Raw genomic sequence first — 22,839 nt, 5'->3', positions numbered from 1 at the left:
CGATTGGAAATCAGAGCCGGTTGCCGGTCTCGGCGTCGAAGAGATGGACCTGGTCGAGGCGCGGCTTGAGATTGAGCGTGTCGCCGGGTTTGAAGTCGTGGCGCTCGCGAAACAGCGCCACCATCTCGCCGTCGCCGAAGCGCACGAAGACCAGCGTTTCGGAACCGGTCGGTTCGACCACCGAGATTTTTGCCGGCACGCCGTCGGGATGGATTTCGAGATGCTCGGGCCGCACGCCATAGACCACGGCCTGGCCCTCCTTGGCGGCGCTGCCGGCCGCGATCGGGAACAGCGTGCCTGCTATCTCGACCTTGTCGCCCTTGCGCACCACGCCTTTGAGCAGGTTCATCGACGGCGAGCCGATGAAGCCGGCGACAAACAGATTGGCCGGCCGGTCGAACAATTCCAATGGCGCGCCGACCTGCTCGATACGGCCATCGCGCATGACGACGATCTTGTCGGCCATGGTCATGGCCTCGATCTGGTCGTGGGTGACGTAGATGGTGGTGGTCTTCAGCCGCTGGTGCAGTTCCTTGATCTCGGTGCGCATTTGCACGCGCAGCTTGGCGTCGAGATTGGAGAGCGGCTCGTCGAACAGGAAGACTTGCGGATTGCGCACGATGGCGCGGCCCATGGCGACGCGCTGGCGCTGGCCACCGGAGAGCTGGCGCGGATAACGTTTCAGGTACGGATTGAGGTCGAGAATGTCGGCGGCGCGCTTGACCCGCTCGGCGACCACGGCTGGATCGGTCTTGCGCAGCTTCAGCGCGAACGCCATGTTCTGCTCCACCGTCTTGTGCGGATAGAGCGCGTAGTTCTGGAACACCATGGCGATGTCGCGCTTGGCCGGTGGCAGATTGTTGACGATGCGCTCGCCAATGGCGATCGTGCCGCCGGAGACGGTTTCCAGCCCGGCCACCATCCTGAGCAGCGTGGACTTGCCGCAGCCCGACGGGCCGACCAACACCACGAACTGGCCATCGGCGATATCGACGCTGACCTCGTGCAGGACCTTGACGGTTCCGAACGCCTTGGCCACATTGCTGATCGCGACTTGAGCCATCGTCCCCCCTTTTCTCGCGGTGAAGCTAGCCATTGCCAACGGCAAGGGCAAGTCGGTATGTTATCGATAAAAAGCCATTCGTGTTGACAAGGTAATCGATTACGCAAATATTAGCTGTTGCCAATCCGGCAGTCGGATTTTTATCCGAAAATCGGAGCTCCAGGCGACGCAGGGTGGGGTCCCACGTCCCCGTATGATAAAGGAGAACCGCCGACGTTTCGGCGTCGGAGGGATTGGCATTTTAATTCACGACTGTTGTTCTGGGAGGAATAGATGAGAGTCGGTCTGTACGAAAAACTCGTCCGCGCGGGTGCCACCCGGCGTGACATACTCAAAGGCGCGGCCTCGATGGCCGCGATTGCCGCCGCATCGGGCGCTGGGCTCGGCGCTTTCACCCGCCCGGCTGAAGCCGCCAGCGAGCTACGCTCCAAAATTCTGCAGATCCCCGGCGTCGGCAAAGGCCAGCCGACGGATGCCGACTTCCAGAAGGTAGGCGAACTCTGCCTGGAAGCCACCAAGGCCAATGTCAAGGAAGGCGAATTCGCCGGCGTCGAGCTCACCTTCATGGGCCTTAACAACCAGAACCTGCACAATGTGCTGTTCCGCGGCTTCCTGAAGCCGTGGGAGGCCTATACCGGCGCCAAGATCAGCTGGATCGACCTGGCGCAGGCCGACTACAATGCCCGCCTGCAGCAGTCGATCGCCACCGGCACCGTCGACTTCGACATCATCGAGATGGGCGCGCCCTTCGAAGGCGATGTCTGCGGCAAGGGCCTGACCTCCGAGATGCCCGACTGGGTCAAAGAGCAGATCGACATGAAGGATGTCGTGGCCTACCTGCAGCCGCCGGTCGGCACCTGGGACGGCAAGCAGTACCGGATCACCGTCGATGGCGATGCGCACAACTTCAATTACCGCACCGACGTTTTTGCCGATGCCGACCTCGCCAAGGCGTGGAAGGACGGCGGCGCGACCACCGAATGGGGTGTGCCGAAGACCTGGCAGGAAGTCCAGGCCGTCACAAAATTCCTCAAGGGCAAGAAGTTCAAGGACCAGGACGTCTTCGGCTATCTCGATGCGCCCAAGGCCTGGGGCGGTTTCGGCTTCTACTTCCTCGGCAGCCGCGCCACCGCCTATGCCAAGCATCCCGACGACAAGGCCTGGCTGTTCGATGCCGAGACGATGAAGCCGCGCATCAACAATCCGGCCTGGGTGCGCGCCATCCAGGACGTCATCGACGCGCTGCCGTCGGAGCCCGCCGACCAGATCAACGCCGACCCGAACACGACAGCCTTCCAGCAGTTCCTGGCCGGCACCGGTTCGATGGTCACCTGGTGGGGCGACGTCGGCTCCAACGTCAAGACCAATGATAGCTCGGTCATCGGCGACGTCACCGGCTTCTCGATCCTGCCGGGGTCCGACGACGTCTACAATGCCAAGACCGGCGCCTGGGACAAACTCGCCAGCGGCCCGAACTATGCGCCGAACTGCGCCTATCTCGGCTGGGGCGTCTACGTCATGGCCCGCGTCGATACTGACGAAAAGAAGAAGAAAGCGGCATGGTCGGCCGCCGCCCATCTCGGCGGCAAGGACCTGTCGATCTGGACGGCGATGTATCCGTCCGGCTTCCAGCCCTACCGCAACTCGCATTTCGACATTCCCGAATGGGTGGCGGCAGGCTACGACGAGGCCTTCATCACCTCGTATCTGAAGTCGGAAGCCGACAGCTACAACCATCCGAACGCGGCGATCGAACCGCGCATCCCCGGCATCTTCCAGTACTATTCGGCTGCCGAGGACATTCTGGCCAACACATTCGCCGGCAAGATGAAGGCGCAGGAAGGCGCCGACGCCATTGCCGCGGCCTGGGAGAAGCTGACCGACCAGATCGGCCGCGAAAACCAGATCAAGCTCTACAAGGCCTCGCTCGGCGTGTAGGCTGATCCTATCGTGACAACACGTCCGGCGGTGCAAGCCGCCGGACCTGACCGGCTCGGGCCGGTCGCAGGCTTGATTTTTTAAACGGACGGGGACGCGTGGCTGACCAGACCACCAATGCATGGCCGGCCAACGCCGGCCCAGCCGATCTGATCTCGCCGGCCCGCAAGCGGGCGGGTTTTGCCCTGATGGCGGCCGCCACGCTTGGCCTGCTGGCGGTGATCGCGTTTGAGATCCTCTACAAGAACGAGATCACCACGCTCGGCTTCGAGACCTGGCGTCCCATCGTCTATGCCTATGTTCTGTGGGGGGTGGCGCTTGGCATCGGCCAGGTGCTGACGCGCGGCGAGGACGGCCAGCGCGCGCTGTTCCTGCTGCCGGCGCTGCTGTTCACCATCGCCATGGTGATCTTCCCGACGCTGTTCGGCTTCTATATCGCGCTGACCGACTGGAACCTGTCGTCCTTTTCCGGCCGCAAGTTCAACGGGCTCGACAATTTCTGGCAGATGCTGGCCGATCCCTACTACCGCAACGCGCTGTTCAACATGGTGCTTTATGTGCTCGCCGTGCTGGTTGAGTATGTGATTGCCTTCGGCCTGGCGCTGCTGCTCAACGCGCAGATCCGGGCGCGCAAATTCTTCCGAGTCGTCTTCCTGATGCCGCTGATGCTGTCGCCGGTCGCGGTGTCGTGGATGATCGGCAAATCGCTGATGGAGTACCGTTTCGGGCCGGCGGCGACGCTGGCGCGCCATTTCGGCTGGGAAAACCCCGCCTTCTTCTCCAACCCGATCACCGCCCGCATCTCGATCATGGTGCTCGACGCCTGGACCTTCATCCCGTTCATGATGATCATGCTGCTTGCCGGCCTGCAGGCGATGTCGCGCGACGTGCTGGAAGCGGCGCGCGTCGATGGCGCCACGCCCTGGCAGACTTTCTGGCAGGTCACCTTCCCGCTGATGCTGCCGGTGTCGGTCACGGCGGTGATCCTGCGCATCATCTTCAAGCTGAAGCTTGCCGACATCATCATTACCGTCACCTCCGGCGGCCCCGGCGGCGCCACGGATTCAGTGTCGAGCTTCATCTACCGCGAATACCGCGACCGTTCGAATGTCGGCTACGGCACCATGCTGGCGATGGCCTATCTCGTCATCATCGTCGTGTTCGTGACCTGGCTGTTGAAATTCGCCAATCGCTTCGTGCGCAACGTGAACTGACGAGGCACAATGAGCGTCCAGACCACCGACTATGCTGCCTCGGAAATCCGCTCACCGCTGGGTTTTCTGGCCAATCGCATCTTCATCTATGGCGCGCTGGCGTTCTGGGCCTTCATCTGCCTGTTCCCGATCTACTGGACCATCACCACCTCGTTCAAGACCGCGGTCGACGTCACGCAAGGACACCTCATCCCGTTCGTCGACTTCCAGCCGGACTGGAAGGGCTGGCGCTCGCTCGGCCTGTCGCCGGATTCGATCTTCCAGACCTCGACGGTGCGGGAGGAGTTTTTCAAGCGCTTCATGAATTCGGTCATCACCTCGGTCGGTGCGTCGAGCCTCGCCATCGTCATCGGCAGCCTCGCCGCCTATGGGCTGACCCGCTACCGCTATCAGTTCGCCTGGTTCAAGAACGAGGACATCTCCTTCTTCTTCCTGTCGCAGCTGATCCTACCGCCGGTGGTGCTGGCCCTGCCCTTCCTGGTGCTCTACCGCGAGGTCGGCCTGCTCGACACACGCATCGGCCTGATCCTGCTCTACACGCTGATGGTGCTGCCGATCGTCATCTGGATCATGCGCGACCAGTTCAACTCGATCCCGGTCGAGCTCGAGGAGGCAGCGCTGGTCGACGGCCTGTCGATCTGGGGCGCTTTTTTCCGCATCGTCATGCCGATTGCGCTGCCGGGCATGGTCGCCGCTTTCATCCTGGCGATGGTGCTGTGCTGGAACGAGTATTTTTTCGCCGCGTTGCTGACCTCGACCGACGCCAAGACCATCCCGGTCATGGTGGCGAGCCAGACCGGCTCGCAAGGCATCAACTGGTGGTCGATGGCGGCTCTTGCCACCGCCGCGATCGCACCGCTGGCGGTCATCGGGATTGCGCTTGAACGCTATCTCATCATGGGCATGACGGCTGGCGCGGTGAAGTAGGCGAGAGGCGGCGTGCCCCTCTACTGTTGACCTCGGCGGGACAGCACCCCCCTCTGGCCTGCCGGCCATCTCCCCCGCAAGGAGGGAGATCGGCAGCTTTGGCTGCATCGCTTTTCTTGCGACGTAGGTGATTGGCGAAAGCGGAAATGACATCTGATCTCCCCCCTTGCGGGGGAGATGTCCGGCAGGACAGAGGGGGGTGTGAAGGATCGCTACAGAGCGACTTTGTCTGCTAGCGCCCCAATATCGCCCTCAGGTGATCCATGATCATCGCCACACCCTTTCGCCCCAGCTCCGCCGAGGCGTCCTTGGCACTCGCCGTGTACCAGCTTGTATTGTCCGCAAAACGCCCGGCATCGACCGCTTCCGGACACAGCGCCAGCATCAGCGACGTCTCGCCGATGCCGGCATGATCGAACGGATACTTCCCGTTCATGGCAGCCGACATTAGCGGGTGCACCTGCACCCAGTTGAAGAAATTCTCGCCGGCGGCGTGCCCGGCATAATAATCGGCCATCCCGTCTGAGCCCCACCAGCCCTCGCCGCGCTGCTTCTCGAGGAAGCGGAAGATCGCCTGGCGGCCGGCGGCCTTGAAGGCGAGATCGGTCGGCATGCCGGCGGCAAAGTTCTCGGTCTGGTGGTGGATGATGGCGTTGATGTTACGAAAGCCGATGCGCAGCAGGCTGTAGAACAATTCTTCGGCGAACGGCGCCAGCTGGTTGCCGCCGACCTGCACCGAGCCGTTGCCTTCGGGTGCTGCCACCACATAGCTCGCCGCACCGTAGTAGAAAGCCGGCAGGATGACGATGTCGGCCTCCTTCTCGTAGAGCTCCAGCGTCTTGACGACGGCCAGCGTGTCCATGCCGACGGCCATGTGCTCGCCGTGATATTCGAGCACGCCGAGCGGGAGAGCGACCGGCCAGTTCTCGGCGATCGCCTTGCGGATCTGGTGCGGCAACATCAGTTCGTAGCGCATGATCTATTCCATGTTGGTGTGGCGGGCGCGCATGGTCTCGGACGACTGGCCGGTCAGCGCCTTGAGCTTCAGCACCATCACCTCGAACAGCAGGAACAGCGCCCCTTCGAAGACCGAGCCCATCGGCAGCAGCGATGTCTTTTGCGGCCCCTGGTCGCGCGCCATGGTCTGCGCCGGGATCAGCAAGGTGAAGTCGGCAAGCGCGACCGCACTGCTGCCTGCCTCGGCGGTGAGCAAAAGCACGGTGGCGCCGGCCTGGCGGGCGACTTGCATCAAGGTAAGCACCGTCGTCGTCTCGCCCGGGCCGGAACTGACCAGGAAGACATCGGCTGGGCCAAGCGGTGGCGTGTTCATGTCGCCGACCACCGACACCTCAAGGCCAAGGTGATAGAGGCGCATGGCGAAACCCTTGAGCTGCAACGCTTCGCGGCCGCAGCCATAGACGACGATCTTTTGCGCGCGGGCCAGCGTTTCGCAGGCGGTGTCGATGCCGGCTTCGTCGACGCGCGCCAGTACGGCGCCCAGCTCTTGCAGGGCGGTCGAAAACATATCCGAGCCGGCATTCGTCATGAGAGTCCCATCTGTCCGGCTGGGTTTGTGGCCGGTGATTTCGGGTTGCGCGCTTTCGCAAAAAGGCTTGTTTTTGTTCATGCTATCACCGCGAAAATGCCTGTCCAACGGCCATGGCGGCTTTTGCTGAGCCAGCGGCGTGATAGTGTCATGTCAGACAATCAATCCAGGAAATCAGCACGACATGAAGACACGGCATTTCGACCGCATCGGTAATGGCGGCCTCGACTTCACCGAGCTTGGCTTCGGCAGCGCGCCGCTCGGCAACCTTTACCGCGCCGTCCCCGACGCGGATGCCAACGCCACGCTGGAGGCGGCATGGGCGACCGGCTGCCGTTACTACGACACCGCGCCGCTCTATGGCCTGGGCCTTGCCGAAACACGGCTCAATGCCTTCCTGCGCGGCAGGAAGCGCGACGATTATGTGCTGTCGAGCAAGGTCGGTCGCCTGTTGCGCGCCTGCCCGCCGGAGGAACGAACCGGCATCGGCAAGTTCTTCGACACACCGACGCGCAAGGAGGTCTACGACTACAGCTACGACGGCGTCATGCGCTCGTTCGAGGCGTCGCTGGAACGGCTTGGCGTCGACCGCATCGATATCCTTTTCGTCCATGACCTCGACATCTTCACCCATGGCAGCAAGGAAGCGTCAGACCAGCGCATCGAGGAATTCATGGCCTCGGGCTACAACGGACTGGTTGCGCTGCGCGACCAGGGCGTGATCAAGGCCTTCGGCGGCGGCATCAACGAGTGGGAGGTTTGCCAGACCCTGGCGGAGCGTGGCGACTTCGACCTGTTCCTGCTGGCCGGGCGCTACACGCTGCTGGAACAGGAAGCGCTTGCCACCTTCCTGCCGCTCTGTGAGCAACGCGGCATCGGCATCGTTCTCGGCGGTCCCTACAATTCCGGCATCCTGGCGACTGGGCCGAAGCCAGGCGCCTATTACAATTACTCCGAGGCGCCAAGTGACATCATGGAACGCGTCGGGCGCATCGAGGCCGTCTGCGAGCGCCATGGCGTCAGGCTGATTGAGGCGGCGCTGCAGTTTCCGCTGCTGCACCCTTCCGTGGTGTCGGTCATCCCCGGCGGCCAGCGGCCGAGTGAAGTCGAAAGCAACCGCGCCCTGCTCGATGCCAAGCTGCCCGCGGCGCTGTGGGCCGACCTCAAGCAGGAAGGCCTGATGCGTGCGGATGCGCCGGTGGGCTGAAGGCTCGCCTCAGCGGGCTGACGGCCTGCCGCCATCGAGGCAAAAGAAAAGCCGGGCGAACCCGGCTTTTCAACATTCTCTGAAAAAATTTTTAGTTGACCGCGTCCTTGAGGCCTTTGCCGGCCGAGAACTTCGGCACGGTACGCGCCGGAATCTTCACTTCCGCGCCAGTCTGCGGGTTGCGGCCAGTCGATGCCGCACGCTTGGAGACGGTGAAATTTCCGAAGCCGACGAGCCGTACATCGCCGCCCTTCTTCAGTTCGCCAGTGATGACGGAGAACACCGCCTCAACCGCCGACTGTGCGTCACCCTTCGAAATGCTCGCGGATTCAGCGACAGCGGAAACCAGTTCGTTCTTGTTCATAAAAATTCCCTTCCATGAGAAAACCGGAACTTTCGACTCATCCGGCAGGAGAGGGACTTTAGAAAGAAGCGCTCGCAAACCCAAGTCAAAAAGCCGGAAATAAGTTGAAAAAAGCCCGGAAAAGGTGGGTTTTTCACATGAAAAAGCCGGGCTCAAGGCCCGGCTCTCTCTTTGTGCACTGCAACTTTAGTAGTTTCTAATGTGCAAGCGACTTTCCAGCATCGTCAACGGTATCGGTGGAAGCCGGCGGATTGACCGGCTCGACCCACTCGATCGGCTCCGGCATGCGCACCAACGCGTGCCTCAGAACCTCGCCGACACGTGAGACCGGAATGATCTCCATACCGTTCTTCACATTGTCCGGTATCTCCGCCAGATCCTTGGCGTTGTCTTCCGGGATCAGCACCTTCTTGATGCCGCCGCGCAATGCGGCGAGCAGCTTCTCCTTGAGGCCGCCGATCGGCAAAATGCGGCCGCGAAGCGTTATCTCGCCAGTCATCGCCACATCGGCCCGGACCGGAATACCAGTCATGACAGACACGATGGCTGTCGCCATGGCAGCACCTGCAGACGGACCGTCCTTCGGCGTGGCGCCTTCGGGCAAGTGGACGTGGATGTCACGCTTGTCGAACAGCGGCGGCTCGATGCCGAAATCGATGGCCCGCGAGCGGACATAAGAGGCCGCCGCCGAGATCGATTCCTTCATCACGTCGCGCAGATTGCCGGTCACCGTCATGCGGCCCTTGCCGGGCATCATGACGCCTTCGACCGTCAGCAGCTCGCCGCCGACTTCTGTCCAGGCAAGACCGGTGACGACACCGACCTGATCGTCAGCCTCGACCTGGCCGAAGCGGAAGCGCGGAACACCGAGGTAATCGGCGAGGTTCGCCGCCGTGATGCTCACCGTCTTCTTCTTCGTCTTCAGGATCTCGGTCACCGCCTTGCGCCCGAGCTTCATCAGCTCGCGCTCCAGGCTTCTGACGCCCGCTTCACGGGTGTAGGTCTGGATGATGCCGCGGATCGCGTCCTCGCCGACGGAGAATTCCTTCGGCTGCAGGGCATGATCGCGGATCACCTTGGGCATCAGGTGACGCTTGGCGATCTCGATCTTCTCGTCCTCGGTGTAGCCGGCGATACGGATGATCTCCATGCGGTCCATCAGGGGCGCAGGGATGTTCAGCGTGTTCGCCGTCGTCACGAACATCACGCTCGACAGGTCGTATTCGACCTCGAGGTAATGGTCCATGAACGTCGAGTTCTGCTCGGGATCGAGCACCTCGAGCAAAGCCGATGACGGATCGCCGCGGAAGTCCTGGCCCATCTTGTCGATCTCGTCGAGCAGGAAGAGCGGGTTGGACTTCTTGGCCTTCTTCATCGACTGGATGACCTTGCCGGGCATCGAGCCGATATAGGTGCGGCGGTGGCCACGGATCTCGGCCTCGTCACGCACGCCGCCAAGCGCCATGCGGATGAACTCGCGGCCGGTCGCCTTGGCGATCGACTTGCCGAGTGAGGTCTTGCCGACGCCGGGAGGGCCGACGAGGCACAGGATCGGCCCCTTCAGCTTCTTCTGGCGGCTTTGCACGGCGAGATACTCGACGATGCGGTCCTTGACCTTGTCGAGGCCGAAATGATCGGTGTCGAGCACGTTCTGCGCAAACGCCAGGTCCTGCTTGACCTTGGAGTTCTTGCCCCACGGGATCGACAGGATCCAGTCGAGATAATTGCGCACGACGGTCGATTCCGCCGACATCGGCGACATCGTCCGCAGCTTCTTCAACTCGGCTTCCGCCTTTTCGCGGGCCTCCTTGGAGAGCTTGGTCTTCTTGATGCGCGCCTCGATCTCGGCGGCCTCGTCGCGGCCGTCCTCGCCTTCGCCGAGCTCCTTCTGGATCGCCTTCATCTGCTCGTTGAGGTAATATTCGCGCTGCGTCTTCTCCATCTGGCGCTTGACGCGCGAGCGGATGCGCTTCTCCACCTGCAGGACGGAGATTTCGGCTTCCATGAAACCCATCGCCTTTTCCAGCCGTTCCTTGACGGACAGCGTGGCCAGCATCTCCTGCTTCTCGGGGATCTTGATGGCGAGGTGCGAGGCAACCGTATCGGCGAGCTTGGAATAGTCGTCGATCTGGCTGGCGGCGCCCACCACTTCAGGCGAGATCTTCTTGTTCAGCTTGACGTAGTTTTCGAAGTCGGTGACGACCGAACGGGCGAGCGCCTCGACCTCGACCTCTTCCTCCTCCGGCTCGACCAGCGCCGTGGCGGTAGCTTCGTGGAAGTCCGGACGGTCGGTGAACGAGACGATCTTGGCACGCGAAGCGCCTTCGACCAGCACCTTGACGGTGCCGTCGGGCAGCTTCAGCAATTGCAGCACACTGGCGAGCGTGCCGATGTCGAAGATCGCATCGGGCTCGGGATCGTCATCGGCGGCATTCATCTGGGTGGCAAGCAGGATCTGCTTTTCCTGACCCATAACCTCTTCCAGCGCCTTGATCGACTTTTCACGCCCGACAAAGAGCGGAACGATCATGTGCGGGAACACCACGATGTCGCGCAGTGGGAGGACTGCGAAGACGCCGTCGCTGGGAGCCTTGGATATTTTGGCCATTGTCCAACCTTTCATGTCGCGGCCGCTAATTGAGCCAACCGCGAATCTCATATTAACGACCGGGGATCGTTCCGCCTACCACCGTTTGTGACGGGAGTTTTACAGCACAGAATTCGGCACCACGGCCTTCCGATGTTAGTTGGATGCACGAGGGGCAAAGATCAAGGGTCGACACGTTCGTTCATCCACTCCGTCACAAGGATCGGTACCTCACCACAGCAAAACGGCGCCCCGCGGGCGCCGTTCCATAAAAAGGTTAGGCCAGATGCCAGATCAGGCGCTGACGTTGCCCTTCTTTTCCTTCTGCTCGGAATAGATGTAGAGCGGCCGGGCGCTGCCGGTCACCACTTCTTCCGAAATCACCACTTCGCGCACGCCTTCCAGAGCGGGCAGTTCGAACATGGTGTCGAGCAGGATTGCTTCCATGATCGAGCGCAGGCCACGGGCGCCGGTCTTGCGCTCAATGGCGCGCTTGGCGATCGCCGACAACGCATTCTCATGGAAGGTCAGGTCGACACTCTCCATCTCGAACAGCCGCTGATACTGCTTGACCAGCGCGTTCTTCGGCTCGGTCAGGATCTGGATCAGCGCCGGCTCGTCAAGGTCTTCAAGCGTCGCCAGGACCGGCAGACGGCCGACAAACTCGGGGATGAGGCCGAACTTCAAGAGATCCTCGGGCTCGACCAGGCGGAACACGTCGCCGGTGCGACGATCCTCGGGCGAAGCCACGATGGCGCCGAAGCCGATGGAAGTCTTCCTGCCGCGATCCGAGATGATCTTGTCCAGCCCGGCGAAGGCGCCGCCGCAGATGAACAGGATGTTGGCGGTGTCGACCTGCAGGAACTCCTGCTGCGGATGCTTGCGGCCGCCCTGCGGCGGCACGGAGGCAACGGTGCCTTCCATGATCTTCAGAAGCGCCTGCTGCACGCCCTCGCCCGACACGTCGCGGGTGATCGATGGGTTGTCGGACTTGCGCGAGATCTTGTCGATTTCATCGATGTAGACGATGCCGCGCTGGGCGCGCTCGACATTGTAGTCGGCCGACTGCAGCAGCTTCAGGATGATGTTTTCGACGTCCTCGCCGACGTAACCGGCTTCGGTGAGCGTCGTCGCGTCGGCCATGGTGAAGGGCACGTCGATGATGCGGGCCAGCGTCTGGGCAAGCAGCGTCTTGCCGCAGCCGGTCGGGCCGATCAGCAGGATGTTGGATTTCGCCAATTCGACGTCGTTGTTCTTGCCGGCATGCGCGAGGCGCTTGTAGTGGTTGTGGACCGCCACCGACAGCACGCGCTTGGCGTAGGGCTGGCCGATGACATAGTCGTCGAGAACCTTCAGGATCTCCTGCGGGGTCGGCACGCCCTCGCGCGACTTCACCATCGAGGTCTTGTTCTCCTCGCGGATGATGTCCATGCACAGCTCTACGCACTCGTCGCAGATGAACACCGTTGGGCCGGCGATCAGCTTGCGCACCTCGTGCTGGCTTTTGCCGCAAAACGAGCAATAAAGCGTGTTCTTCGAATCACCGCTGTTGTTGCCGACTTTGCTCATTTTCCTGTCCTTTCATGGCCGCCCGCCGATGGTCTGGCTGAAAGGGCGCGCATATCCTATCTATCGCGGGAATTCGCCGCCGCCAGTGTCCCGGCTCCCGCAACGCATTCCGTACGAAACACAAATCAGAAAACGTCGCAATGATTCGCGCCAACCCTGCACAAAGCTAAGCCGTCGAAAATCAACATAGCCTTAACGTAGGCAATCCCATCCACCGAGGGAACAGCCAATTGTGGCCGAAATGCCGCAAATCCCAGCAAAAGCGCGTTATCCCGCCACCCAACTGCCATGCAGCGATTATGCCGCAGCGCCTTCGACCGGCTCGCGCGACGAAATGACCTTGTCGATGAGGCCGAAATCCTTGGCTTCGTCGGCTGTCATGAAATGGTCGCGGTCAAGCGTCTTTTCAATGTCTTCGTAGCTCTTGCCGGTGTGTTTGACGTAGACCTCGTTGAGGCGGCGCTTCAGCTTGATGATGTCCTGCGCGTGCCGCTCGATGTCGGAGGCCTGGCCCTGGAAGCCGCCGGAAGGCTGGTGAACCATGATACGGGCGTTCGGCGTGGCAAAACGCATGTCCTTGTGGCCGGCGGTCAGAAGCAGCGAGCCCATCGACGCCGCCTGGCCGATGCACAGCGTCGACACTGCCGGCTTGATGAACTGCATGGTGTCGTAGATCGCCATGCCCGAGGTCACCACGCCGCCCGGCGAGTTGATGTAGAGATTGATCTCTTTCTTCGGGTTCTCGGCCTCGAGGAACAAAAGCTGTGCACAAACCAGCGTCGCCATACCGTCTTCGACCGGGCCGGTGATGAAAATGATGCGCTCTTTCAGCAGGCGCGAGAAAATGTCGTAGGCCCGCTCGCCGCGATTGGTCTGCTCGACCACCATCGGAACGAGGTTCATGTAGGTTTCGACGGGGTTCTTCATGGACTACCCTTTTTGGAGATGGGATTCCGGCGCCGGAACATCGGGCAGAATCGGTTCTTGACGGTTAGAATGTAAATAGGATGCCGGCTCACCCTAGCGCAAGGCCGCCTCTCCTAGCCATCTGGTTAAGTCGAATCAAGGTTTCCGCGCAAGGGAAGCCCGAACACGGCCAGCGGCGTTTTTGCGGTGTAGCAATTCCTTAACCGCGTCGCTTAACGAAACGCGGCGAAACCGCTTTCCCCCGGAGAACCATCCCCTACAGTTCAACGTTGAACCTCACCTTCTCGCGTTCAAACAGGGGGAGTGCCATGATCAGGAAAACTGTTTGCCTCGCCATTTCCGGCCTTGCCGGTCTCGGCATGGTGTCCGATGCGGTCGCCGGCGGCCGGGCCGCCGAATGCTATGAGCCGGTGCACAGGCCGGCGCTCTATGACACCGTCTATGAAGACGTCATGGTCAGTCCCGGCGGGCAGTTGGTCCACTACGACCCGCCGATCTACGGCACGCTCGAGCGCGTCGAGCAGATCGCGCCGCCCCGAGTCACCTATGACATCGTACCGGCGAGAACCCGCACCGTTTACCGCACGGTCCAGGTCGACGATGGCGGCTATGCCTGGGAATGGCGCGTCATCCACGGCCGCAAGGTGCTGTGCAAGGTGTGGCGCAAGGCGCGCTATGCGCGCGTCGCCGAAACGGTGGTGGTTGAACCGGAGCGCACCCGCCGGGTTGTGCTGCCGGCCGAATATGAGAGCGTCGCCCATGAAGTGCTGGTGCGGCCCGAGCGGCGGCACGTCACCCAGATAGCGCCGTCATACCAGAGGATGGCGCGCCGGGTGGTGGTGCAGGAAGGCTCGACCAGCTGGCGCCGCGTGCATATTGCCAGGCATTGCGATGATTAGACTTCGGTACTTCGCCGAGGTCCGCCTCGGTTGGCTCAATCCATAGGGCCGTCGGGTGCCAACATCCGGTCTGGCACCAAGCCGGCAAGCCGCGGTAATGGTCTGGCATGACCACATCCATGCCGCCCTACCTCGCCTTTGATCCAGCCACGCGCCGCCTGCGGCTCGATCCGCACGAACCGGCGTTTTTCCAGAACCCCTACGACGCCTATGCCGTCCTGCATGGCGCATCGAATGCCTTCTTCTGGGAGGAATTCGGCTTCTGGTGCTTTGGCGGCTTCGACGACGTCAACCGGCTGTTGCGCGACCGCCGCTTCGGCCGCCAGAACCCGGCCGGCATTCCCGACAGCCGCGGCATCGGCGAGGATCGCTCGCATTTGGCCGCTTTCGACGGCATCGAGAGCAATTCGATGCTGGAGCTGGAGCCGCCGGTGCACACCAGGCTCAGAACCCTGGTCAACCGCGCCTTCGTCTCGCGCCAGGTCGAGCGGCTGCGGCCGCGCGTGGAGGCGCTGGCCAATGAGCTGATCGACCGTTTCGAACCGCGCCAGGTCGATCTATTGCCCAGCTTCGCCGCACCTTTGCCGATCACCATCATTGCCGAAATGCTCGGTGTGCCGGTCGAAATGGGGCCGCAACTGCTCGACTGGTCGCACCGGATGGTGGCCATGTACATGCATGGCCGGACGCGCGAGACCGAGGAAGCGGCCAATCGCGCCGCGCGCGATTTTTCCGACTTTTTGCGTGGCTATGTCGCTGAGCGGCGCAAGAAGCCTGGCGACGACCTGCTATCGCTGCTGATCGCGGCACAAGAGGATGGCCAGAAGCTGTCCGAGGATGAACTGGTGTCCTCGGCCATCCTGCTGCTCAATGCAGGCCACGAGGCGACCGTCCATCAAACCGGCAACGCCGTGCGCACGTTGCTGGCGCAAGGCGGCGACCCCGGCCGTTTCTTCACCTCGCCGGAAGCAACCGCTGCAACGGTCGAGGAGTGCCTGCGCTTCGACGCGCCGCTGCACATGTTCACCCGCTACGCCTATCAGGAGGTCGAGGTGACATCGGGGGTTGTCGTACAACCGGGCGAGACGGTCGGCCTGCTGCTCGGCATGGCCAATCATGATCCGCTTGCCTTTGCCGAACCTGGCGCCTTCCGGCCCGGCCGACTAGACCAGAAGAATGTCTCGTTCGGCGCCGGTATCCATTTCTGCATCGGTGCGCCGCTGGCGCGGCTGGAGTTGCAGGTGTCGCTGAAAACCCTGTTCGAGCGGCAGCCGCAACTCCATCTTGCGGAGGAGCCGCGCTTCCGCGACACCTATCATTTCCATGGGCTGGAAAAGCTCATTGTGAGCTCGTGAGGACGGCGGAGCCGACGCATGCCCAAGAAAATGAGATTCGCCTTTCTACAGGAACCACCCTTCTGCTTTATCGACGGATCGGGACGTCTGGGCGGCAGCGATGCCTGCCTGGCCAAGAGGGTCTGCCTGACGCTCGGGCTGGAACTTTTGCCCATCGAGACCGAGTTTGCCGAGCTGCTGCCTGGGCTTGCCGAAGATCGGTGGGACATAACCACCGGCCTGTTCATTTCCGACGACCGCCGGAAGCTGGTCGACTTCACAAGGCCGATCTGGATGCTGGCGGATGGATTGCTGGTCGCGAAAGACAATCCCCGCGCCTTTGATGGCTATCGGTCCATCGCCAATGATCGGACGGCGCTGATCGGCGTCATTTCGGGCCAGATCCAGCACCGGACGGCCCTGCAAAACGCTATTCAGCCCGAACGGCTAAGGATATTTGCCACCCAGGCCGAAGCAGCTAACGCCGTCGCGGCCGGCGTGGTGCATGCCTATGCGAGTGTAGCGCTCGCGCATCGCGGCTATTTGAGCCGGCGACCGGACGCGCCTCTCGACGTCGTCGACGTCCCGGCAGTCGAAAAACAGCCAGCGCCCGGCGCTTTCGCTCTCGCCAAAGGCAGTGCCACCCTGCTCCAGCGCGTCGACTTATGTCTCAGTGATTTGCTTGGCAGTCCCTGGCACAGGGAGATGATGAGCGGATACGGCTTTTCCGACACTGACATCGATCGGCTTTTGTGAAGTCCAAGCGCGCCGCGTGATCAGAGCTTGATCACATACTCCTTGCGGGTCGTTTCAAGCACTTCCCAGCTGCCCCTGAAGCCTGGCCTGAGCACGAAACTGTCGCCGGCGCGCACCGTGCGGGCCTCGCCGCCGTCCTCGGCAACCACCGAGACGCCGGAAAGGATGTGGCAGAACTCCCATTCGTCATATTCGATGCGCCATTTGCCCGGCGTCGCTTCCCAGATGCCGGCATAGAGGCGGCCATCGCGCTCCTCGACATTCCAGGTGCGGAACTTCGGATCGCCCGCAATCAGACGATCCGGCGCCGGGGCGTCATGTTCGGCGTCGACGCTGTCGGTCGATATTGTCAGGTAATGCGCGGACAGGGTTTGCCTCCAACAGGTTAGTGAGTAGTGAGTAGTGAGTAGTGAGTAGTGAGTAGTGAGTGGAAAGCGCTCCCTCGAGCGGGTGGCTAATCACTAATCACTGCTACTAACAAATACCGGCTACTACTCACTACTCACTACTCACTCAAAAAATCAAACCTTGGCCAAAGCCTGTTCCAGATCGGCGACGATGTCGTTGACATCCTCGATGCCAACCGACAGCCGGACCGTGTCCGGTCCCGCACCCGCCTTGACCTTCTGCTCGTCGGAAAGCTGGCGATGCGTGGTCGATGCCGGATGGATGACCAGCGACTTGGTGTCGCCGACATTGGCGAGGTGCGAGAACAGTTCGAGCGCCTCGACGAACTTGATGCCGGCCTCGTAGCCGCCCTTCAGGCCGAAGGTGAAGACAGCACCGGCGCCTTGCGGCGAGTATTTCTTCTGCAGCGCGTTGTTCTTGTCGCTGGGCAGGCCGGGATAGTTGACCCAGGCGACCTTGGGGTGGTTGGACAGCCAGCCGGCTACGGTGATCGCATTGTCGCAATGGCGCTGCATCCTGAGCGGCAAGGTCTCCAGCCCGGTCAGGATCAGGAAGGCATTGAACGGCGAAATTGCCGGGCCGATGTCGCGCAGGCCGAGCACGCGCGCGGCGATGGCGAAAGCGAAATTGCCGAAGGTTTCGTGCAGGACAAGCCCGCCATATTCGGGGCGCGGCTCCGACAGCATCGGATATTTGCCGGATTTCGACCAGTCGAACGTGCCGCCATCGACGATGGCGCCGCCGATCGAATTGCCGTGGCCGCCGATGAACTTGGTCAGCGAATGGACGACGATGTCGGCGCCATGCTCGATCGGCCGCACCAGATAGGGCGAGGCCAGCGTGTTGTCGACAATGAGCGGCAAGCCGTGCTTGCGGGCGATGTCGCCGATCTTCTCGATGTCGACGAAGACGCCGCCGGGATTGGCCAGGCTCTCGATGAAGATCGCCTTGGTCTTGTCGTCGATCTGGCTTTCGAAAGTGGAGACGTCGTTGGTGTCGGCCCAACGCACCTCCCAGCCGAAATTCTTGAAGGCATGGCCGAACTGATTGATCGAACCACCGTAAAGCCTTGTGGCTGCGACGAAATTATCGCCAGGCCGCATGAGATTGTGGAACACGATCACCTGTGCGGCATGGCCGGAAGCGACGGCAAGTGCAGCCGTGCCGCCTTCGAGCGCCGCGATCCGCTCTTCCAGCACCGCCTGGGTCGGGTTCATGATGCGGGTGTAGATGTTGCCGAAGGCCTTCAGCCCGAACAGCGAAGCGGCATGGTCGGCATCGTCGAACACAAAGGAGGTCGTCTGGTAGATCGGCGTGGCGCGTGCGCCCGTCGCCGGGTCGGGCTTGGCGCCGGCATGGACGGCGAGCGTGTTGAAACCGGGCGTGCGGGTCATCGAAAACCTCCCTGAGCGGTAAACGTGTGAATGATGAAATGGTCAATGGTCAATGGTGAGCGATGAATGGTGGTCGCAAAGTCGGCCAGTCCCACCTTGATTGCAAGCCGCTCGTATGCGGCTTTACCCGGCTTCCAGGAAAATCCTTCTATTCACCATTCACCATTCACTGCCTTACTTCTGGCGCACACCGAAACTCTGGAATCCCGACCGCATCAGCGGCTTCTTCGACGAAAGCACACCGGAGTTGACGCCGGTCCAGCCGATCTCGCCCGACAGCTTGCCATATTCGATCTTCGGGCAGCGGTTCATCACCACCTTGATACCGGCCGCCTCGGCACGCGCGGCCGCCTCGTCGTCGCGCACGCCAAGCTGCATCCAGATCACCTTCGGCAAGGGGTCGAGCTTCAGCACCTCATCGACAATGCCGGGCACCGATGCAGAGGCGCGAAAGATGTCGACCATGTCGACCGGCTCCGGCAGATCGGCAAGGCTGGCATAGGTCATGCGGCCGAGGATTTCCTTGCCGGCCTGCCCAGGATTGATCGGAAACACCGAAAAGCCCTTGGCCAGCAGATATTTCAGCACGAAAAAGCTCGGCCTGACATCGTTGGCCGACGCGCCGACCATGGCGATGGTCTTCACAGAATTGAGGATGCCGCCGATATAGGCATTGTCGTAGCTATCGTGATTCACTCGTCGGTCTCCCTCAGTGCTTCCTCCATAAAGGACTGCGGGTCCGTGCAGAAGTCGCGCATCATGCGAAAATGATCCGTATCGGTGAAATCTGTGGGGTCGAGGCCGAAGCGGCTGATGCGAAACAGCCGCGCGCCCGGACAAGCCATCAGCAGCGGCGAGTGCGTCGCCATGATCACTTGCGCCGTGCCGGACCGGTCCATCTGCCGCAGCATCTTTAGCAGCTCAATCTGCCGCGATGGCGACAGCGCGCTTTCGGGCTCGTCGAGGATGTAGATGCCTTGCCGGCGGCAGCGCTCCTCGAAGAAGCGGATGAACCCTTCGCCATGCGACCACGATAGAAAGTCCGGTGGCGGCGGTCCGAACGGGTCTTCGAGTGCCGCCTGGTCGAGATAGCGCGCGACCGAGTAAAAAGATTCGGCACGAAAGAACCAGCCGGCGGTGACTTTTGGCAGCCAGTGGCCGCGGAATGTATTCGCCAGTGCCGCACCGCTCTTGTCGATGGCGATGGAATGATCGACCGGACGATAGCCCTTGCCGCCGCCGGCCTCGTCGTAACCGGCCAGCGCGCCGATGGCTTCCAGCAGTGTCGATTTGCCGGTGCCGTTTTCACCGACGATGATGGTGATCGGCGTGGTGAATTCGAGCTCGAATTCGCGGCCGCGGAACAGCGGCAGGTTCCATGGATATTTTTCCCAATCTTCCACGCGCTCGGGGTCAATCAGGATGCGTTTGAGATAAGGCGCCTTAAGCCGGGTCAGTTGCTTGCGATAGCCCATGCGGACGCTCAGTCCGGCAGCGAGATGGTGCCGTCATCCGCGATCGGGAAGGCCGGATTGTGTGCGACTTCCCAGACATGGCCGTCGGCATCGGCGAAATATCCATACCAGCCGCCCCAGAAGGCGCGGCCTGCCGTCTTGACGATCCTGCCGCCGGCCTTCTCGGCGGCCGCCAGCACGTCGTCGACTTCGGCATCGGAGCGGGTGTTGTAGGCGAGGTAGACCGCCGACGGTGCTGCGGCGAAGGCAATGCCTGAATCCTCCTCGGCGCTTGGCCTCGGGAACAGGCCGAGAATGGCGCCGCCCATCTGGAAGAAGGCGACGCCATCGGTGATGCCGGCGTGGCGCTTCAGGCCCATGCCCTCGTAAAAGCGCACGGCGCGCTCGAGATCGTCGGTGGCGATGGTGATGATGGAGATGCGTGGTTCCATGGATCGAAAACCTATTCGTCCGTCCATTCCGGTTTGCGCTTGCCGATGAAGGCGCCGATGCCTTCCTCGGCGTCGCGGGCCAGCATGTTCTCGACCATGACGCGGCCGGTATAGGCATACGCGTCCGCCAACCCCATCTCGGCCTGCGCGTAAAAGGCTTCCTTGCCGGTCTTGACCACCAGAGATGATTTGGAGGCAATGGTTTGCGCGTATTTGGTGACGATCTGATTCAGGTATTCGCGCGGCACGACGCGGTTGACCAGGCCGAATTCCTTGGCGGTTGCGGCATCGATGGTCTCGCCGGTGAGCAGCATTTCCATGGCGTGCTTGTGAGACACGTTGCGTGACAGCGCCACCATCGGCGTCGAACAAAACAGGCCGATATTGACGCCCGGCGTGCAGAAGGTCGCTTCATGCGAGGCAATGGCGAGGTCGCAACTGCAAACCAGTTGCAGCCCCGCAGCGGTGGCTAGGCCATCGACTTCGGCGATGATCGGGAGCGGATGGCGCACGATCTGCTGCATCAACGCCGCGCAAGCCGAAAATGTCTGCTCGAAAAACCCCTTGCCCTTGTCGGCGTCGGCGCGGCGCGCGGTCATTTCCTTGAGATCGTGACCGGCGCAGAAGACTTTCCCGGCGGCCGCCAAGACGATGACGCGGACCGATTTGTTGGCCTTGGCACGGTCGAGCTCGGCGCTCAATGCCGCCATGACGGAAAGCGACAAGGCATTGGCGGGCGGATTGGCGAGCGTCAGGCGCAGCACGCCCTTGTCCAGCCCGGCGATGACCGGCCCGTCTATGGCAACAGGTTTGATCGAAAGGATTTCGGCCATGACAAGGGTCTCCGCGATTCCGCCGGGCGCCGCCAGACTATCTAATATCGGATCGAGTTTCATCAACACCCATCGCTTGCGCCAGAGGTGTTGCCAGAAGCGCATCATTGCGTTCATACAGGCCCGGCATAGAACGAGAGACCGACATGCCCGCCCAGGATAATCTCAAGCCGGTGCTGACGGCGGCTGAAGTCAATGCGCTGATGGCCAGCGTCTATCCGCAGCTCAACGACGAATTCACCTCCTACGAGGCGCTCGATGTTTTCCCTGGCGGCTGCACTGTGCGGCTCAACGCCAACGAACGGCATTTGCGTCCCGGCGGCACGGTATCGGGTCCGTCGCTGTTCACGCTGGCCGACATTGGCGGCTATGTCTGCGTGCTCAGCCACGCAGGACCGGATGCGCTTTCGGTTACGGTCAACCTCAACATCAATTTCGTCCGCAAGGCCGAAGCCGGGCCGATCGACGGCCATTGCCGCATCCTGAAGCTGGGCAAGAGCCTGATGGTCTTCGATATCGACATCGTCGCCGGACCGAAGGGACCCACGGTAGCGCATGCGACCGGCACCTACTCGATCCCGCCGAAGCGCGCCGCCGATGTGGTAAAATAATACCTTTTGGTTAAACCTTTGTTTTTATTGCACTTTACGAGCAGACGTGCTTTTCCCGCGCCTTGACGTGCCCACTCCCCTCGCCTATAAGCCGTCACGAAGCAGCGGCCCGCAAAGGCCGCCGTTTTGTTATTGGCGGCGGGCAAATGCCTTGTCGCCAATCCAAGCAACAAGAAACGCCTTCTTCGGAAGGTCCTAACCGAAAGCAGAAAAATCCATGGCAACCTTTTCGCAGAAGCCTGCGGATGTGGTGAAGAAGTGGGTGCTGATCGACGCCGAGGGTCTCGTCGTCGGCCGTCTCGCCACTGTCATCGCCAATCATCTTCGCGGCAAGCACAAGCCCACCTTCACCCCGCATGTCGACGACGGCGACAACGTCATCGTCATCAATGCCGACAAGGTGGTGTTCACCGGCAAGAAGTTCACCGACAAGGTCTACTACTGGCACACCGGTCACCCCGGCGGCATCAAGGAGCGCACCGCGCGCCAGCTGCTCGAGGGTCGTTTCCCCGAGCGTGTCGTCGAGAAGGCCGTCGAACGCATGATCCCGCGCGGGCCGCTCGGCCGTCGCCAGATGAAGAACCTCCGCGTCTATGCAGGCACGGAACATCCGCATGTCGCCCAGCAGCCCGTCACCCTCGACGTCGGCGCGCTGAACGCCAAGAACAAGAAGGTTGCATAAGATGGCTGAGCTTTCCTCGCTCGCAGAATTGGGCGCCGCCACCGGCAACACCAACACCCAGCCGGCAGCACCCGTGCATGTCCAGAAGCTCGACAAGTCGGGCCGCGCCTACGCCACCGGCAAGCGCAAGAACGCCATTGCGCGCGTCTGGGTGAAGCCGGGTTCCGGCAAGATCGTCGTCAACGACAAGGAATTCGCGACCTATTTCGCGCGTCCGGTCCTGCAGATGATCCTCAACCAGCCGATCATCGCTTCCAACCGCGCCGGCCAGTACGACATCGTCGCCACCGTCATCGGCGGCGGCCTGTCCGGCCAGGCCGGTGCCGTTCGTCACGGCATCTCCAAGGCGCTGACCTACTACGAGCCGGCACTGCGCGCCGTGCTCAAGAAGGGCGGCTTCCTGACCCGCGACAGCCGCGTCGTCGAGCGCAAGAAGTACGGCAAGGCGAAAGCCCGCCGCAGCTTCCAGTTCTCGAAGCGCTAAGCGTATCGGGCTTCAAGCAATCGAAAGGCCGCTTCCGGGCGGCCTTTTTTGTTTTGCGGTCACGGCAGTCACCCCACCCCCGCCTTCGGCGCGACCTCCCCATCGAGGGCATAGGCGCTAAGATAGGTATTGCCCTGCGGAATCGGGTGTGATTCTACACTGCGATGACACACGAATCGCTTGTTGATGA

23 protein-coding genes are annotated in these 22,839 nt (G+C 61.8%); 10 read left to right on the top strand and 13 right to left on the bottom strand.

Translation table 11 applies throughout. The annotated features are described in order from the left end of the window. Nucleotides 1–10: 10 nt before the first annotated feature. Entirely contained in the window at nucleotides 11–1,063 is a 1,053-nt protein-coding gene (locus NKI35_RS29915) for an ABC transporter ATP-binding protein (protein WP_023715417.1), read from the bottom strand. Nucleotides 1,064–1,336: 273 nt separating this feature from the next. Here NKI35_RS29915 and NKI35_RS29910 point away from each other — a divergent pair, with 273 nt between their 5' ends. The 3 genes from NKI35_RS29910 to NKI35_RS29900 all read left to right on the top strand — a co-directional run bounded on the left by NKI35_RS29910 (nucleotide 1,337) and on the right by NKI35_RS29900 (nucleotide 5,142). After that, a complete protein-coding gene (locus NKI35_RS29910) occupies nucleotides 1,337–3,001 on the top strand; it encodes an ABC transporter substrate-binding protein (RefSeq protein ID WP_352742370.1) in 1,665 nt (554 codons plus the stop codon). Nucleotides 3,002–3,099: 98 nt separating this feature from the next. Next, nucleotides 3,100–4,215 carry a carbohydrate ABC transporter permease gene (locus NKI35_RS29905; RefSeq protein WP_352742368.1) on the top strand — a complete coding sequence of 372 codons (1,116 nt, stop codon included), beginning with the start codon at nucleotides 3,100–3,102 and terminating at the stop codon, nucleotides 4,213–4,215. Between the two features lie 9 nt (nucleotides 4,216–4,224). Beyond that, a complete protein-coding gene (locus tag NKI35_RS29900) occupies nucleotides 4,225–5,142 on the top strand; it encodes a carbohydrate ABC transporter permease (protein ID WP_023669427.1) in 918 nt (305 codons plus the stop codon). Nucleotides 5,143–5,374: 232 nt separating this feature from the next. Here the strand turns inward: NKI35_RS29900 and NKI35_RS29895 are convergent, their stop codons facing one another. After that, nucleotides 5,375–6,118, bottom strand: a complete 744-nt coding sequence (locus NKI35_RS29895; protein ID WP_352742366.1) for a creatininase family protein — start codon at nucleotides 6,116–6,118, stop codon at nucleotides 5,375–5,377. Nucleotides 6,119–6,121: 3 nt separating this feature from the next. Beyond that, nucleotides 6,122–6,688, bottom strand: a complete 567-nt coding sequence (locus NKI35_RS29890; RefSeq protein WP_352742364.1) for an SIS domain-containing protein — start codon at nucleotides 6,686–6,688, stop codon at nucleotides 6,122–6,124. Between the two features lie 184 nt (nucleotides 6,689–6,872). Here NKI35_RS29890 and NKI35_RS29885 point away from each other — a divergent pair, with 184 nt between their 5' ends. Then, nucleotides 6,873–7,895 (top strand): aldo/keto reductase, encoded by a 1,023-nt coding sequence (locus NKI35_RS29885; RefSeq protein ID WP_023693298.1) that lies wholly within the window; start codon nucleotides 6,873–6,875, stop codon nucleotides 7,893–7,895. A 91-nt stretch (nucleotides 7,896–7,986) separates the two neighbouring features. On the opposite strand, the gene NKI35_RS29880 is transcribed toward NKI35_RS29885, so the two are convergent. From NKI35_RS29880 to clpP, 4 genes are all read right to left on the bottom strand, one after another. Beyond that, complete coding sequence (locus NKI35_RS29880) at nucleotides 7,987–8,259, bottom strand: HU family DNA-binding protein (protein ID WP_023669423.1); 273 nt, start codon at nucleotides 8,257–8,259, stop codon at nucleotides 7,987–7,989. Nucleotides 8,260–8,455: 196 nt separating this feature from the next. Continuing rightward, the gene (gene lon, locus NKI35_RS29875) at nucleotides 8,456–10,867 is read right to left on the bottom strand and encodes an endopeptidase La (protein WP_352742362.1); all 2,412 of its coding nucleotides are present in this window, start codon (nucleotides 10,865–10,867) and stop codon (nucleotides 8,456–8,458) included. 273 nt (nucleotides 10,868–11,140) lie between these two features. Continuing rightward, nucleotides 11,141–12,415: an ATP-dependent Clp protease ATP-binding subunit ClpX gene (gene clpX / locus NKI35_RS29870; protein WP_023682305.1), complete on the bottom strand. Its 1,275-nt coding sequence runs from the start codon at nucleotides 12,413–12,415 to the stop codon at nucleotides 11,141–11,143. 297 nt (nucleotides 12,416–12,712) lie between these two features. Beyond that, nucleotides 12,713–13,342: an ATP-dependent Clp endopeptidase proteolytic subunit ClpP gene (clpP, locus tag NKI35_RS29865; protein ID WP_023682306.1), complete on the bottom strand. Its 630-nt coding sequence runs from the start codon at nucleotides 13,340–13,342 to the stop codon at nucleotides 12,713–12,715. A gap of 308 nt (nucleotides 13,343–13,650) precedes the next feature. Between clpP and NKI35_RS29860 the strand changes: the two genes are divergently transcribed. From NKI35_RS29860 to NKI35_RS29850, 3 genes are all read left to right on the top strand, one after another. Continuing rightward, nucleotides 13,651–14,241 (top strand): hypothetical protein, encoded by a 591-nt coding sequence (locus NKI35_RS29860; RefSeq protein WP_352742360.1) that lies wholly within the window; start codon nucleotides 13,651–13,653, stop codon nucleotides 14,239–14,241. A 107-nt stretch (nucleotides 14,242–14,348) separates the two neighbouring features. Continuing rightward, complete coding sequence (locus NKI35_RS29855) at nucleotides 14,349–15,596, top strand: cytochrome P450 (protein WP_352742358.1); 1,248 nt, start codon at nucleotides 14,349–14,351, stop codon at nucleotides 15,594–15,596. An 18-nt stretch (nucleotides 15,597–15,614) separates the two neighbouring features. Beyond that, complete coding sequence (locus tag NKI35_RS29850; RefSeq protein WP_352742356.1) at nucleotides 15,615–16,331, top strand: transporter substrate-binding domain-containing protein; 717 nt, start codon at nucleotides 15,615–15,617, stop codon at nucleotides 16,329–16,331. A 20-nt stretch (nucleotides 16,332–16,351) separates the two neighbouring features. On the opposite strand, the gene NKI35_RS29845 is transcribed toward NKI35_RS29850, so the two are convergent. The 6 genes from NKI35_RS29845 to NKI35_RS29820 all read right to left on the bottom strand — a co-directional run bounded on the left by NKI35_RS29845 (nucleotide 16,352) and on the right by NKI35_RS29820 (nucleotide 20,872). Then, nucleotides 16,352–16,699 carry a cupin domain-containing protein gene (locus NKI35_RS29845; RefSeq protein ID WP_023730883.1) on the bottom strand — a complete coding sequence of 116 codons (348 nt, stop codon included), beginning with the start codon at nucleotides 16,697–16,699 and terminating at the stop codon, nucleotides 16,352–16,354. Nucleotides 16,700–16,852: 153 nt separating this feature from the next. After that, nucleotides 16,853–18,133: an O-acetylhomoserine aminocarboxypropyltransferase gene (locus NKI35_RS29840; protein WP_352742354.1), complete on the bottom strand. Its 1,281-nt coding sequence runs from the start codon at nucleotides 18,131–18,133 to the stop codon at nucleotides 16,853–16,855. Nucleotides 18,134–18,307: 174 nt separating this feature from the next. Then, entirely contained in the window at nucleotides 18,308–18,829 is a 522-nt protein-coding gene (locus NKI35_RS29835) for a CoA-binding protein (RefSeq protein WP_023711525.1), read from the bottom strand. Beyond that, nucleotides 18,826–19,608, bottom strand: coding sequence for an AAA family ATPase (locus NKI35_RS29830; RefSeq protein ID WP_352742352.1), 783 nt, complete (start codon nucleotides 19,606–19,608; stop codon nucleotides 18,826–18,828). Before NKI35_RS29830 ends, NKI35_RS29835 begins: the two co-directional genes overlap by 4 nt. An 8-nt stretch (nucleotides 19,609–19,616) precedes the next feature. Further along, nucleotides 19,617–20,039 carry a VOC family protein gene (locus tag NKI35_RS29825; RefSeq protein ID WP_352742350.1) on the bottom strand — a complete coding sequence of 141 codons (423 nt, stop codon included), beginning with the start codon at nucleotides 20,037–20,039 and terminating at the stop codon, nucleotides 19,617–19,619. Nucleotides 20,040–20,050: 11 nt separating this feature from the next. Further along, nucleotides 20,051–20,872, bottom strand: coding sequence for an enoyl-CoA hydratase (locus NKI35_RS29820; protein ID WP_023689473.1), 822 nt, complete (start codon nucleotides 20,870–20,872; stop codon nucleotides 20,051–20,053). Between the two features lie 146 nt (nucleotides 20,873–21,018). Between NKI35_RS29820 and NKI35_RS29815 the strand changes: the two genes are divergently transcribed. From NKI35_RS29815 to rpsI, 3 genes are all read left to right on the top strand, one after another. Beyond that, nucleotides 21,019–21,483, top strand: coding sequence for a PaaI family thioesterase (locus NKI35_RS29815; protein WP_352742349.1), 465 nt, complete (start codon nucleotides 21,019–21,021; stop codon nucleotides 21,481–21,483). Nucleotides 21,484–21,700: 217 nt separating this feature from the next. Then, entirely contained in the window at nucleotides 21,701–22,165 is a 465-nt protein-coding gene (gene rplM / locus NKI35_RS29810; protein ID WP_023669409.1) for a 50S ribosomal protein L13, read from the top strand. A 1-nt stretch (nucleotide 22,166) separates the two neighbouring features. Further along, a complete protein-coding gene (rpsI, locus tag NKI35_RS29805; protein ID WP_023669408.1) occupies nucleotides 22,167–22,649 on the top strand; it encodes a 30S ribosomal protein S9 in 483 nt (160 codons plus the stop codon). Nucleotides 22,650–22,839 lie beyond the last annotated feature (190 nt).

This window comes from Mesorhizobium sp. M0676 (genome assembly GCF_040320535.1).
GTDB lineage: Bacteria > Pseudomonadota > Alphaproteobacteria > Rhizobiales > Rhizobiaceae > Mesorhizobium.
Note: the sequence above shows the minus strand (reverse complement) of the source record. Positions and strands in the feature narration are given on the sequence as shown.